This window comes from Candidatus Pelagibacter sp. PS_02 (genome assembly GCF_059418065.1).
Map to the genome: position 1 here is coordinate 195,669 of NZ_CM182079.1, position 14,503 is coordinate 210,171.

Genomic DNA, 14,503 nt, shown 5'->3' on the forward strand with positions numbered 1-14,503 from the left:
AAATTATAAAAGACCCTATCACATTTGTGAATAGGGTCTTTTTTTTGCCATCATTATAATTACTACTCAATTTATTATGTTTAATTATAAAAAAATAATTCGATTAAAATTAATATTAGTCTTTATATTTTTTCCAAATATTATTTTTGCTGACAATCATAATGTAAATGAAATTTTAGAGTTAATTCAAAAAGATTTAAAAACCCTGGAAAAAGCTGTTTACTCAGGGTCAATTAATTCAAATAGTCAAACAAGCACAAACGAAAACTCTGAGGATGTTTTAACAAGACATCTTCTAAAATTGTCTGATGTTGAAAAACAATTTCAAGAACTGACTAATAAGTTTGAAGAAATTAATTTCAAGTTAGATAAATTATCAAATAGGCTTTCTAAGGTTCAAGCAGATAACCAAATTAGATTTCAAGATCTGGAAAATGCTTTATCATCTGGAGAAATTGGAAAAAAATTAACTTCAATACCAAAGGAACAAGTAGACAAAACTTTACCAGGCTCTTCACAACCTCAAGACTTAGGGTCTATTTCATATAAAGATACAGAAAGTGAAGAAACTAGTCAGCAAATACAATCAGTAGAAACTACTTCGTCAATAGTGACAGAAAACTTTGAATCAGAAAAAAATATACTTCCAAATGCTACTCCAGAAAAACAATATGAATTTGCAACTAGTTTTTTAAAGGTAGGTGATTACAGCACTGCAGAGAGAGCTTTTAGAGAATTTGTGATAAATAATTCAGAGCATAAATTGGCAGGTAATGCTCAATATTGGTATGCTGAAACGTTTAGAATAAGACAGCTTTATACAGATGCAGCTACTGCTTATCTTGAAGGATATCAAAAATATCCAAAAGGTGAGAAGGCTCCTATAAATTTATTAAAACTTGGTGTATCAATGGTTCAAATAGGAGAAAAAGAGCAAGGTTGTAAAATGATTGTGGGGGTTGAAGAGCAATATCCTAAAGCAAATCAATCTGTGCTTCAAAAAGCAAAATATGAATCAAAAAAGTTTGAGTGTTCAAAACAAAACTCATAAACAAATTCTTAGTTTTTTAAAAGATCGAAAAATCTCAAAAGTTTATAGTGAATTCTCCTCCTCTTTAAATTCTGAGGAAAATTTAGCAGTAGCAGTTTCGGGTGGACCCGATAGTTTAGCATTGGCTTACTTGGCTAAATGCTATTCAATAAAAAATAAAATAAAAGTTAAATTTTTTTTAGTTGATCATAGACTTAGAAATGAGTCGACAAAGGAAGCAACGTTAGTAAAAAAAATTTTACAAAAAATTGGTATTACATGCAAAATATTAATCTGGAAAGGTAAAAAACCTTCTAGAAATATTCAATCTTTAGCAAGAGAAGCAAGATATTCTTTACTATCAAAAGAATGTAAAAAAAATAATATTAAGCACTTATTATTAGGACATCATTCAAATGATTTAGTTGAAAATTTTTTAATTAGAGTGGTTAGAGGGAGTGGACTAAATGGATTGGTATCTTTTAACAAAAGTGTAAAATATAAAGATGAAGATCTAAATATTTTAAGACCATTACTAAACTTAAAAAAAAATGATTTAATTAATATTTCTAAAATAGTATTTAAATTTTTTATAAAAGATCCATCTAATATTAATGAGATATATAAAAGAACAAGAATTAGAACTTTATTAGAGTCTCTTGAAAAAGAGGGATTGGACTTAAAAAAACTAAAATTAACCATTGATAATTTAAGAGACTCAGACAAATCAATTAAGTTTTATGTTAACAAGAATTTGAAGGATAATTCTACACATATTAAAACAAAAGATACTTATATTTTAAGTCATAATTTTTTTGATCAATCGCATGAAGTTGTTTTTAGATCTTTGACATTTGTTATTCAAAAAATAGGAAAAAAATACTATCCTGTTAGAGGAAAAAGTATTAATGAACTGATTAACCGAATTATCCTAAAGACATTTTCAAAAATAACTTTAGGAGGTTGTTTTGTTGAAAGAGTTAACGAGACCATATTAATTTCAAGGGAAAACACTAATAAAGTTAAGGTTTTGTAACAATTTGACACTTGTTTAATTAATAATAATTATTATCTTATAAGTATGAATATGAAGAATTTAGCAATGTGGGCAGTAATTGTTTTTCTAACAATAGGCCTTTATAATATGTTTAAGAACCCTCAAGCTAATGTGGGCAAAGGTAATTCTATTATATTTTCAGAATTTTTATCAGAAGTTGATAATGGTGGAGTTATAAAAGTTGATATTCAAGGAAACAATATTAGAGGAGTATTAGCTAATGGAAATACTTTTTCTACTTATTCACCGAACTATCCAAATTTAATTGAGAAGCTATCTGAAAAAGGTGTGAGTATATCAGCAGCTCCTTTAGAAGATAAGATGCCGTCTTTGTTTGGTGTTTTATTGTCGTGGTTTCCGATGTTGTTACTAATCGCTGTTTGGATTTTCTTTATGAGACAGATGCAGGGTGGCAAAGGTGGAGCCATGGGTTTTGGAAAATCTAAGGCAAAGATGATGAATGAATTAAAAGGTAAAGTTACTTTTGATGATGTCGCTGGAGTAGAAGAGGCTAAAGAAGAAGTAGAAGAAGTTGTTCAATTTTTAAAAGATCCTAAAAAGTTTAGTAGACTTGGTGGAAAAATACCAAGAGGATGTTTATTAGTTGGCCAACCTGGAACAGGTAAAACTTTACTTGCTAGAGCTATAGCTGGGGAAGCAGGAGTTCCGTTCTTTACAATATCAGGATCAGATTTTGTTGAAATGTTTGTGGGTGTTGGAGCCTCAAGAGTTAGAGACATGTTTGAACAAGGTAAAAAAAATTCACCGTGTATTATTTTTATAGATGAGATAGATGCTGTTGGAAGAAGCAGGGGTGCTGGTCTTGGAGGAGGTAACGATGAAAGAGAGCAAACTTTAAACCAGTTATTAGTTGAAATGGATGGCTTTGATACGAATGAAGGTGTAATAATTATTGCCGCTACAAATAGACCTGATGTATTAGACCCAGCATTATTACGACCAGGTAGATTTGATAGACAGGTAGTTGTTGGACTTCCAGATATAATAGGAAGAGAAAAAGTATTAAAAGTTCATGTTAAAAAAATTAAAATGGCACCTGATGTAAATTTAAGAACAGTAGCTAGAGGAACCCCAGGTTTTTCAGGTGCAGATTTAGCAAATATAGTTAATGAAGCGGCATTACTTGCTGCAAGAAAAAATAAAAGACTAGTTACTCTAACTGAGTTTGAAGAAGCAAGAGATAAAGTGATGATGGGATCAGAAAGAAGATCCATGGTCATGACAGAAGAAGAAAAAACATTAACAGCTTACCACGAAGCTGGACATGCAATAGTAACTATTAATGAGGATGCGGCTCATCCAATTCATAAGGCAACAATCATTCCGAGAGGTCGTGCTTTAGGAATGGTTATGCAACTACCTGAGAGAGATCAGCTATCTCAAACAAGAGAACAGCTTCATGCTCAATTAGCTATAGCTATGGGTGGAAGAGTAGCAGAAGAAATCATATTTGGAGAAGATAAAGTTACAACTGGTGCATCTAGTGATATTGAACAAGCAACTCAAAGAGCAAGAGCTATGGTAATGCAAGCAGGCCTTAGTAAAGAGTTGGGACCAGTTGCCTATGGTTCGAATGAAGAAGAGGTATTTTTAGGAAGGTCTGTTGCGAGAACTCAAAATATGTCTGAAGAAACCTCAAAGAAAGTAGACTCAGAAATTAGAAAAATTGTAGATAAAGGTTATGAAAGAGCAAGAACAGTTTTAACTGAAAAAATTGACGATCTACATAAATTAGCTAAAGCTCTCTTAACATATGAAACACTTACAGGTGAAGAAATTGAAAACCTGATAAATAAAAATATATATCCAAGCAATAAAGAGGATTTAAAAGTTGAAGATAAAGATAAAGGTTCAGCTTTAAGTTCAATGGGTCTTAAGCCGAAAATAGTTCATTAAAACTAAATGAAAAAATATTACACAAGAGCGTGTAATTTTGCTTATGGTCAATTTTCAATTGAATTAGTTAGAAAAAAAAAATCTTCCACTAAATGGTAATAAGAAAATTTCTTTTGGACAAATTGAAATTCTTACACGAACTTCTATCAAAAAAATTGATCTTAAAGATATAAAAAAATTACCCAAACTACTGAAAAAAAAAATTAATAAAGATCTCAAGACTATCGTTAAAAAAAATAAAAACTTTTCAAGTTTAAATTTTAATAAAATACCTAATATAATGGGTATATTAAATTTAACACCGGATAGTTTTTCTGATGGGGGTAAATTTAATAAAAAGAAAAAAGGAATATCTCATGCAAAGAATTTATTTAAATCTGGAGCAGATATTATTGATGTTGGTGGAGAATCAACAAGACCTGGATCTAAACCTGTAAGTAAAAAGGAAGAATGGAATAGAATAAAAGAAATATTAAAAGATGTTAATAAAAAAATTCCACTATCATTAGATACAAGAAAATCAGAAATTATGATTAAAGGGATTCATTTAGGAGTTAAACTTATAAATGACGTGTCAGGTCTAAGTTATGACCCTAAAACAGTTAAGGTATTGATAAAAAGCAAAACTCCATTTGTCATTCAACATTCACAAGGTACACCAGAAAAAATGCAAAAAAACCCTAAGTACAAAAATGAATTATTAGATATTTATGATTTTTTTGAACAAAAGATTAAATTTTTAAGATCCATGGGTATAAAACATAATAATATTGTAATTGATCCAGGAATTGGTTTTGGAAAAAATTTGAAACATAATATGAATTTAATTAGAAGCGTTTCTATTTTTCATACTCTTGGTTTTCCTATATTACTTGGACTTTCTAGGAAAAAATTTATTAAGGATTTATCTGGAAAAAATGATAGCAAGGAAAGATTAGGTGGAACAGTAGCTTCTTCCATGTATGCAATAATGCAAGGAGTTCAAATTCTAAGAATTCATGATGTGAATGAATTAAGACAAAGTATAAAGGTGTTTAAAGAATTAATTAAAAACTAATGGCAAAAAAATATTTTGGAACAGATGGAATAAGAGGTGCCGTTAATAGTAAAAATATTAATGGAGACATGTTTTTTAAATTTGGTCTTGCAACAGGAACTTACTTTAAAACTCAAAAAAAAAAGAAACAAATAGCAATAATTGCTAAAGATACGAGACTCTCAGGGTATAGTTTGGAACCTGCGTTAGTATCAGGACTTACATCGGCTGGTATGCACGTTTATACATTAGGCCCACTTCCAACTAATGGCTTAGCAATGCTCACAAAGAGTATGAAAGCTAACATGGGAATTATGATTACAGCATCTCATAATCCATATCATGACAATGGGTTAAAATTATTTGGACCAGATGGGTTAAAACTGTCAAATAAAATTGAAAAAAAAATTGAAACTTTAATTGATCAAAAAATTGAAAAATCTTTATCAAAACCAAAAAAATTGGGTCGTGTAAAAAGGTTAGAAAATGCAAATAAAGATTATATAAAAATTTTAAAAAATAATTTACCAAAAGATTTTAACCTAAGAGGTTTAAGAATAGTGATTGATTGTGCAAATGGGGCTGGATACAAGGCTGGGCCTGAATTATTAAAATCTTTAGGTGCTAAAGTATTTTCAATCGGAATAAATCCTAATGGTCTTAATATTAATAAAAATTGTGGATCTACTTTTCCAAATAAAATCAGATTAGCAGTAAAGAAATATAAAGCACATATAGGAATTTCACTTGATGGAGATGCCGATAGAATTATTATGTGTGATGAAAAAGGTATTGTAATTGATGGAGATCAAATAATTGCTGCAATAGCAATGAGATGGAAAAGAAAAAAAATGTTAAAAGGAGGTGTAGTTGGCACTTTAATGTCTAACTATGGATTAGAAAAGTTTTTTAAACTATATAATATAAAATTCTTAAGATCAAATGTAGGAGATCGCTTTGTAAAAGAGAAAATGCAAAAAAATAATTTTAATTTAGGTGGTGAACAATCAGGGCATATTATTCTAGGCAAATTTGCAACTACTGGAGATGGCTTATTAGTTGCTTTAGAAGTTTTATTTTCATTAAGAAAAGGAAAAAAAGCTAGTAGTTTTTTTAATACCTTTAATAAAACTCCACAAATATTAGAAAATATTGATGTTAAAGACAAAAATATAATTAAAAATATTGATATTAAAAATTCTATAAAATTAGCAGAAAAATTAATTAAAGGTCAAGGTAGAATATTAGTTAGAAGCTCAGGAACGGAGTCTAAAATCAGAGTAATGGGAGAGAGTGATAATATTAAATTGCTTCAAAAATGTTTGAAAATCATTTTAAGAAAAATTAAATAAATTGAAACCAAAATCTAAAATATTAGTTATTGCTGGATCAGATTCATCTGGTGGTGCTGGCATCCAAGCTGATATTAAAACTATCACAGCTTTAGGTTCGTATGCCATGACAGCAATAACAGCTGTCACAATTCAAAATACAACAGGTGTAAAATCAATAGTACCAATTGATCCAAAGGAAATTTCAAATCAAATAGAATTTACCTCAAAAGACATTAAACCTGATGCCATAAAAATTGGAATGTTGCATTCTACAAAAGTAATAAAATCAGTAATTCATTCATTAAATCTTATTAAAGTAAAAAAAATAATTTTAGATCCTGTTATGGTAGCTAAAGGTGGCGCAAAACTTATTGATGATAAGGCAATTCAGTTATTAAAAAATGAACTAATTAAAAAAGTTAGCCTAATTACTCCAAATATTCCAGAAGCGGAAATATTAACTAAAACTAAAATAAGAACAAAAGAAGATATGATTTTTGCTGCCAGCATACTAATAAAATTAGGAGCAAAAAATGTTTTTATAAAAGGTGGTCATTTAGAATCTAAAATCGTCCAAGATATTTTTGTAAACAAAAATGAAATTTTCATTATAAAAAATAAAAGAATTACAACCAGGAATACACATGGCACTGGTTGCACCCTTTCTTCTGCTATTTCTACATTCTTTTCATGTGGAAAAACCTTAAAGAGATCTTGTGAGCTTGCAACTAAGTATGTACACAATTCAATAAATTCAAACCTTAAATTCGGTAAAGGTCATGGGCCTATCAACCATTTAAGTTCAGTAACAATAGAAAAAAAATTTAGATAATGAAAAATGTTGTAGTTGTTGGATCTCAATGGGGTGATGAAGGAAAAGGTAAAATAGTCGACTGGCTATCAGACCAAGCAGATGTTGTTATTCGTTTTCAAGGAGGACACAATGCTGGACACACATTAGTAATTGATGGAACAACTTATAAATTAAGATTACTACCTTCTGGAATTGTAAGAAAAAATAAAATTTCTATTATAGGAAATGGAGTTGTTGTTGACCCGTGGGCACTATTAGAGGAAATAGAGGAAATTAAATCTAAGGGTGTTGAGGTTAATGTGGATAATTTTATAATTTCAGAATCTGCAAATCTTATTTTACCATTTCATAGAGAGATGGATGAAATAAGAGAAGATGCTGCTGGAAAAGGAAAAATTGGAACAACAAGAAGAGGAATTGGGCCAGCCTATGAAGATAAAGTGGGAAGAAGATCAATCCGTGTTATGGATCTAAGATCTGAGACTAATCTAGACCATAGATTGGAAACAGTGCTTCTTCATCATAATGCAATTAGAAAAGGGTTAGGTAAAAAAATTTTTGAAAAAGATAAACTTAAAGAAGAACTCTTAAAAATTGCTCCAGAAATATTAAAGTTTTCTCAACCTGTTTGGCTTAGAATTGATGAATTTAAGAAACAAAAAAAAAGAATATTATTTGAAGGTGCACAAGGAATACTACTAGATGTGGATCATGGAACCTACCCTTTTGTAACATCATCCAATACTGTTGCATCTGCGGCTGCAACAGGAACTGGTTGTGGTCCTAATTCTATTCATTATGTTCTTGGAATAACAAAAGCTTACACTACCAGAGTTGGTGAAGGACCTTTTCCAACTGAGTTAACAGATGATATTGGAGAATTGCTTGGTTCAAGAGGAAAAGAATTTGGGACGGTCACTAGTAGAAAAAGAAGGTGTGGTTGGTTTGATGGTGTTTTGGTTAGACAAACAATTAAAATTTCAGGCATAGACGGAATAGCATTAACTAAATTAGATGTTTTAGATGAATTAGATGAAATTAAGATGTGTGTCGAGTATGAGCTTGATGGCAAAAAAATGGATTACTTACCTGCTGCAGTTGAGGATCAGTTAAAAATTAAACCAATTTATAAAACTTTTCCTGGATGGAAAAGTTCCACACAAGGAATAAAGAATATTGAAAATTTACCAGAAAATGCAAAAAATTATATTTATGCATTAGAAGATTTTATTGGAACAAAAGTTTCAAGTATTTCAACAAGCCCTGAACGAGAAGATACTATTCTTTTAGAAAACCCCTTTGAGGTTTAGTTTACTGGAAGTAGATTTTTAGATTTAGCAGACAATAACATGTGTTTTTGAAGCTTCTCAAATGCTTTATTTTCAATTTGTCTAATTCTTTCTCTACTAATTTTGTATTTTTTACTTAAATCTTCAAGTGTTGTAGGTTCATCATTTAATCTTCTAGAGTATAAAATCTCTTTTTCTCTTTCATTAAGAATTTTTATAGAATCTTTAAGTAAGTTTTGTCTTTGACCCATTTCTTCTTGATGTGCAAATTTAAGATCATGATCAAGCTCTTTATCTACCAACCAGTCTTGCCACTCATCACCATCTTCTCCAACTTGTGCATTTAAAGAAAATTCTTTGCCAGATAGTCTTCTGTTCATTGAAATTACTTCATCTTTGTTGACATCTAACTTGTTTGCAATTTCAGTTACATGTTCAGGTCTTAAATCACCTTCAGATTGAGGAGCGATTTGATTTTTAATTTTCTTTAAATTGAAAAATAATTTTTTTTGAGCAGTTGTTGTTCCTATTTTTACTAAGCTCCAAGATCTTAGAATATATTCTTGTATAGAAGCTCTAATCCACCACATTGCATAAGTTGCTAATCTAAATCCTTTCTCAGGTTCAAATTTTTTAACAGCTTGCATTAGCCCAACATTTCCTTCTGAAATCATTTCATTTACTGGAAGACCGTATCCCCTGTAACCCATCGCAATTTTTGCAACGAGTCTTAGATGACTAGTAACAAGTTTTTCTGCAGCTTTAACATTTCCTGTTGCCTTCCAATTTTTTGCAAGCATATATTCTTCTTCTGCTGCCAGCATAGGAAATTTTTTAATTTGTTCCAGATAAGCTGATAAACCACCTTCATTAGAAAGTGCAGGAAGATTACTATTCATTGTAGTACTCATAAGTTGTATTTATTTAATTGACTATAGTATTATTTCAAGGTTTTATTTGCCGGTATTTCTAAGTAATACTAAAATATTTTCAAGTTCTTGTGGCAAAATTGAGGTAAAAACCATTTTCTCATTAGTTCTTGGGTGAATAAACCCCAATGTTTGAGCATGCAAAAATTGTCTATCTAATTTATAAATTAAATTTTCTAAATTAGTATTGATATTTTTAAGTTTTTTATATTTTTTTTTATATTTTCCATCACCCATAATACTATTACCCATATGTGTCATGTGAACTCTTATTTGATGTGTTCTTCCAGTTTCCAATCTGCATTCCACTAAGCTTAATGTAGGAGTTTTATCATTTTCAAAAATTTCAATTGTTTTGTAATTAGTGATTGCTCTTTTGCCTTTAGAATTGCTGACTTCCATCATCTGTCTATTTTTTGAGCTTCTAGTTATAAATGTATCAATTTTTCCAGAGGACGGTCTTAGTTTCCCCCAAATTAAAAGCTGATAAACTCTTGTAATTGTGTGCTCACTAAATTGATGTGATAAGTTTTCGTGTGTTTCATTATTTTTAGCAATAACTATTAATCCAGAAGTATCCTTGTCAATCCTATGAACTATGCCAGGTCTTAGTTCATCACCTATTGTTGATAACGAGTCCTTGTTATAATGCATTAAGGCGTTAACAATTGTTTCATCATAATTTCCTGCACCTGGATGCATAATTATACCTGCTGGTTTATTGATTATTAGCAAATCATCATCTTCATAAACAATTTGTAACTTAAAATTATATGGCTTTAATGATGCTTCTTTAGGTTCTGGAATTTGAAGATTTATCTCATCTCCACTCAGTACTTTTTTTGAGGGACTATTAATAATTTGATCATTTATTTTTAATTTTTCTTTAAGAATTAAATTCTTAATTCTGGATCTGCTAATTAAGTTTTCTCTTTTATTGATGAATACATCAAGCCTGAGATTATTTTCATCTTCACCAACTATTAAATTAATGTTTTTTTCCATAAAATGTAATATTAATACTATATGCGCTTGTAGCTCAACTGGATAGAGCGCCTGACTTCGGATCAGGAGGTTCTGGGTTCGACTCCTAGCAGGCGCACCATAACCAAACAAAATGTCTAATACTTTGATGCCCTCCGCAATCTATCATTTATAGCTTTACCAAGTCCTATATTAGGAATCTTTTCCACAGCAATCGAGTTATAACCCTCATTTTTTATTTTTCTTAGACACGAATAAAGCTTTTTTGCTGCTTCATCTAAATTACTTTTCGAAGTTAAATAAAAATAATTTTTGGGTTTAGTTTTCTTTTTCTTAATTATTATGAAAGCTTCGTCATTTTTTGGTTTTGTGACGTTCATTCTTAAAGGAATACCAGGAGAGTAATGTAGCCGTGATTGACCAGGAGCTATTTTTTTCTTAGGATTGGTAGATATATTTATCTTGAAACCTAAAGCTTTTTGAATTTTTGAAATATCTAGACCTCCTAATCTCAGTATAGTTGGTTTAGCTGTAAGATTAACTATTGTAGACTCTATTCCAATAGCGCAAGTACCTCCGTCTAAAATATATTTAATTTTTTTACCGAATTCTTCTTTAACATCTTTTGCATTAACAGCACTTACTTTAGTTGTAATATTAGCACTAGGTGCAGCTAATGGATAATCTAGCTGTTTTAGTAAATTTTTAAATATTGTATGTTTTGGAAATCTTACTGCTAAACTTTTCTTATTATTAGTTACATATTTTGAAATCTTAGAGTTTTTTTTTAATTGTAATACGTATGTTATTGGGCCAGGCGAAAATTTTTTATAAAGTTTAATAAAATTATCATTTATTAAACAATCTTTTTTAAGAGAATCGATATCGTGATAATGTACTATTAGAGGGTTGTTTTTTGGTCTCTTTTTTAAATTATAAATCTTTTTTACCGCTGAATTCTTGTATGCGTTAGCTGCTAGACCATAAACGGTTTCAGTTGGTACGCCAATACAGTAATTTTTATCAAGGTATTTTTTTGCTTTTTTGATATTTGATTGATTAGATTTCATGTATTAATAATTATTATTATATGAAAGATAAAAATTTACCACTTGATAATAACACACTATCTCTTGAGGAGTTAACAAAAGAGGCAAACAATATTATTGAATCTTTGGAGTCGGAGAAAGACTTGCAGAATTCAATTGATTCATATCAGCAATTATTAAAATTAAATAATATTATTGAAAAAAAATTCTATAAAACTTCAAAAATGATCAATGAAGAAACAAAAAAAAAAATTAACAATATAAATTCAAAAAAAAATGCAAAATAAACTTGCTAGAATAGCAAAAGATACAAACTTATTTTTAAAGCAATTTATTAAAGGACAAAAAAGAACAGAATTAATAGCTGCTATGGAATATGGGTTATTTCCTGGTGGAAAAAAAATTAGATCAAAAATTTTAATTGATATAGGAGCTATATTTAAAATTAATTATAAAACATTAATTTCTATTGGTGCTGCAGTTGAATGTATTCATGCTTATTCATTAATACATGATGATTTACCTTGCATGGATGATGATAAAATAAGAAGAGGAAAAATTTCTACACATATTAAATTTGGAGAATCAACAGCGGTACTAGCAGGAAACTCACTTTTAACAATGGCTTTTGAAATCTTGGTTAGTTCGAGCTTAAAGTTAAATGAAAAAATAAAAGTAGATCTAATAAAAAAACTCTCAGAGACTTCTGGACATCTAGGAATAGCTGGTGGTCAATATTTAGATCTTAGTTTTGAAAAGAAAAAAGTTTCTAAAAGTAAAATTATAGACATGGAAATAAAAAAAACAGGCAAGCTCTTTAGCTTTTGTTGCACTGTCCCAGTTATTATTAAGAGAAAAAGTAATACACAAATAAAGTTTTTTGAAAATATAGGGTCAAATATTGGACTTTTATTTCAAATTGCTGACGATTTAATAGACTTTAAGGGCTCTACAGTTATTGCTGGTAAGTTAACCGGTAAGGACAAGAAAAAAGGTAAAGCCACTTTAATCAGTTTACTAGGATATCAAAATGCTATTAAATATGCTGATAAAATTAAGTCTAAAATAATTAAAGATTTAAATAAATATAGTTCAAACACTAACAGTTTAAATGAAACCCTAGACTACATTTTAAAAAGAAATAAATAATGCAAAACTATAAATTTCTCAAAGATATTAATTTTCCTTCTGACTTAAGAAAATTATCAGAGAACGATCTTCAAGAAGTTTCTAACGAAGTTAGAAAAGAGATGATTGATGCAGTATCTGAAACAGGAGGACACTTAGGTGCAGGTCTTGGGGTTGTTGAGCTAACCGTAGCTTTACATTACGTATTTGATACTCCAAATGACAGACTAATTTGGGATGTGGGTCATCAAACTTATCCACATAAAATTTTGACTGGAAGAAAATCAAAAATTAAAACATTGAGACAAGGTAATGGATTGTCTGGTTTTACAAAAAGATCTGAAAGTGAGTATGATCCATTTGGTGCAGCACATAGCTCAACATCAATATCATCAGCTCTAGGCATGGCAGAAGCAAATAAGTTATCAAATAAATCAAGTAATATAATCGCAGTTATAGGAGATGGAGCAATTAGTGCGGGTATGGCATATGAGGCTATGAATAACGCAGGTGCTTCAAAAACTAAAATGATTGTTATTTTAAATGATAACGATATGTCGATTGCAAAACCAGTAGGTGCTATGAGAACTTATTTAGCTAAACTGTTAACAGGAAAAATTTATTTCAGTTTAAGGGAAACTTTTAAATTAATAGTTTCTGCTTTTTCTAAAAGATTTAGTGCTAAAGCTGGAAAAGCTGAGGATTTTTTAAGATCAGCTGTAACTGGTGGTACTCTTTTTAATTCTTTAGGCTTTTATTATGTTGGTCCAATAGATGGACATGATTTGTCTACACTCATACCAATTTTAAAAAATGCAAGAGACTCAAAGCATCAAGGTCCAATTATGATTCATATAAAAACTCAAAAAGGTAAAGGATATTCTTATGCTGAAAAAGCTAGTGATCATTATCACGGTGTTTCAAAATTTAATGTTGTAACTGGCGAACAGGTAAAAAGTGGAACAAATCTTCCAGCTTATACAAAGGTTTTTGCAAACACTTTAGTGAAACATGCAGAAAGAGACAGTAAAGTTGTAGGAGTTACTGCTGCTATGCCAGGTGGAACGGGTATGGATATTTTTGCCAAAGATTTTCCAAAAAGAATGTTTGATGTTGGAATTGCTGAGCAGCATGCTGTTACTTTTGCAGCAGGGTTAGCCACTGAAGGCTATAAGCCATATGTTGCAATCTATTCGACTTTTTTACAAAGAGCTTATGATCAAGTGGTTCATGATGTGGCTATTCAAAGTTTACCTGTGAGATTTATTATAGATAGAGCAGGTTTAGTAGGTGCTGATGGATCAACTCATGCTGGCTCATTCGATATTACTTATCTTTCTACTCTTCCTAATTTTATAGTAATGGCACCTAGTGATGAAGCAGAATTAGTTAAAATGATAAATACATCGATGTCAATCAATAACAAACCTTGTGCTATTAGATACCCAAGAGGAAATGGCATAGGAGTGGAATTACCATCAATAGATGAGAACATAGAGATTGGAAAAGGAAGAGTTATTCAAGAAGGGAAACAGGTTTGTATTTTAAGTATAGGAACTAGATTGGAAGAATGTAAAATTGCAGCAGCAGAATTAAAAAATAAAGGAATTGAGTCAACGATAGTTGACGCTCGTTTTGCTAAACCCTTGGACCAAGAACTTATTTTAAAATGTGCGCGAGAACATGAGGTTATGATTACTGTAGAAGAGGGATCTATTGGAGGTTTTGGCTCTCACGTAGAAAATTTATTATCAGAAAAAGGTATATTTGATAAAGGTTTAAAATTTAGAACCATGATATTGCCTGATATTTTCATCGAACAAGATAGTCCAAAAAAAATGTATGATGTTGCTGGTCTTAACGCATCTCAAATATCAAAAAAAATACTAGACATCTTATTTACAAAAGAGTCGATAAAAGTAGTTAAAAATTAAAT

General features: G+C 30.1%; 13 protein-coding genes and 1 tRNA gene. 11 read left to right on the forward strand and 3 right to left on the reverse strand.

What is annotated here, in order from left to right; translation table 11 throughout:
- Nucleotides 1-76: 76 nt before the first annotated feature.
- From ybgF to AC5SL4_RS01110, 7 genes are all read left to right on the forward strand, one after another.
- Entirely contained in the window at nt 77-1,051 is a 975-nt protein-coding gene (gene ybgF / locus AC5SL4_RS01080) for a tol-pal system protein YbgF (RefSeq protein ID WP_278386482.1), read from the forward strand.
- Nucleotides 1,011-2,066 carry a tRNA lysidine(34) synthetase TilS gene (gene tilS, locus AC5SL4_RS01085; protein WP_494587441.1) on the forward strand — a complete coding sequence of 352 codons (1,056 nt, stop codon included), beginning with the start codon at nt 1,011-1,013 and terminating at the stop codon, nt 2,064-2,066. The genes ybgF and tilS overlap by 41 nt, the downstream gene beginning before the upstream one ends.
- A 51-nt stretch (nt 2,067-2,117) precedes the next feature.
- Nucleotides 2,118-4,004 (forward strand): ATP-dependent zinc metalloprotease FtsH, encoded by a 1,887-nt coding sequence (gene ftsH / locus AC5SL4_RS01090; protein ID WP_006997303.1) that lies wholly within the window; start codon nt 2,118-2,120, stop codon nt 4,002-4,004.
- A 280-nt stretch (nt 4,005-4,284) separates the two neighbouring features.
- Nucleotides 4,285-5,061: a dihydropteroate synthase gene (folP, locus tag AC5SL4_RS01095; protein ID WP_494574171.1), complete on the forward strand. Its 777-nt coding sequence runs from the start codon at nt 4,285-4,287 to the stop codon at nt 5,059-5,061.
- Nucleotides 5,061-6,392 (forward strand): phosphoglucosamine mutase, encoded by a 1,332-nt coding sequence (gene glmM / locus AC5SL4_RS01100; protein ID WP_006997301.1) that lies wholly within the window; start codon nt 5,061-5,063, stop codon nt 6,390-6,392. Before folP ends, glmM begins: the two co-directional genes overlap by 1 nt.
- A gap of 1 nt (nt 6,393) precedes the next feature.
- Nucleotides 6,394-7,206, forward strand: a complete 813-nt coding sequence (gene thiD / locus AC5SL4_RS01105) for a bifunctional hydroxymethylpyrimidine kinase/phosphomethylpyrimidine kinase (RefSeq protein WP_006997300.1) — start codon at nt 6,394-6,396, stop codon at nt 7,204-7,206.
- Nucleotides 7,206-8,498, forward strand: a complete 1,293-nt coding sequence (locus AC5SL4_RS01110) for an adenylosuccinate synthase (protein WP_011281807.1) — start codon at nt 7,206-7,208, stop codon at nt 8,496-8,498. Before thiD ends, AC5SL4_RS01110 begins: the two co-directional genes overlap by 1 nt.
- On the opposite strand, the gene rpoH is transcribed toward AC5SL4_RS01110, so the two are convergent.
- Nucleotides 8,495-9,376, reverse strand: coding sequence for an RNA polymerase sigma factor RpoH (gene rpoH, locus AC5SL4_RS01115; RefSeq protein WP_006997298.1), 882 nt, complete (start codon nt 9,374-9,376; stop codon nt 8,495-8,497). The genes AC5SL4_RS01110 and rpoH overlap by 4 nt on opposite strands.
- 54 nt (nt 9,377-9,430) lie before the next feature.
- Nucleotides 9,431-10,411, reverse strand: a complete 981-nt coding sequence (locus AC5SL4_RS01120; protein WP_494587442.1) for an RluA family pseudouridine synthase — start codon at nt 10,409-10,411, stop codon at nt 9,431-9,433.
- Nucleotides 10,412-10,434: 23 nt separating this feature from the next.
- Here AC5SL4_RS01120 and AC5SL4_RS01125 point away from each other — a divergent pair.
- Nucleotides 10,435-10,511, forward strand: a tRNA-Arg gene (locus tag AC5SL4_RS01125).
- A gap of 16 nt (nt 10,512-10,527) precedes the next feature.
- Here AC5SL4_RS01125 and AC5SL4_RS01130 read toward each other — a convergent pair.
- Nucleotides 10,528-11,460, reverse strand: a complete 933-nt coding sequence (locus AC5SL4_RS01130) for an L-threonylcarbamoyladenylate synthase (protein WP_494587443.1) — start codon at nt 11,458-11,460, stop codon at nt 10,528-10,530.
- A gap of 20 nt (nt 11,461-11,480) precedes the next feature.
- Here AC5SL4_RS01130 and AC5SL4_RS01135 point away from each other — a divergent pair, with 20 nt between their 5' ends.
- From AC5SL4_RS01135 to dxs, 3 genes are read left to right on the forward strand one after another with little or no spacing between them, the layout of a single operon-like run.
- Nucleotides 11,481-11,726, forward strand: a complete 246-nt coding sequence (locus AC5SL4_RS01135) for a hypothetical protein (protein WP_006997295.1) — start codon at nt 11,481-11,483, stop codon at nt 11,724-11,726.
- Nucleotides 11,716-12,588 (forward strand): polyprenyl synthetase family protein, encoded by an 873-nt coding sequence (locus AC5SL4_RS01140; RefSeq protein WP_006997294.1) that lies wholly within the window; start codon nt 11,716-11,718, stop codon nt 12,586-12,588. The genes AC5SL4_RS01135 and AC5SL4_RS01140 overlap by 11 nt, the downstream gene beginning before the upstream one ends.
- The gene (gene dxs / locus AC5SL4_RS01145; RefSeq protein ID WP_006997293.1) at nt 12,588-14,501 is read left to right on the forward strand and encodes a 1-deoxy-D-xylulose-5-phosphate synthase; all 1,914 of its coding nucleotides are present in this window, start codon (nt 12,588-12,590) and stop codon (nt 14,499-14,501) included. Before AC5SL4_RS01140 ends, dxs begins: the two co-directional genes overlap by 1 nt.
- The last annotated feature ends 2 nt before the right edge of the window (nt 14,502-14,503 follow it).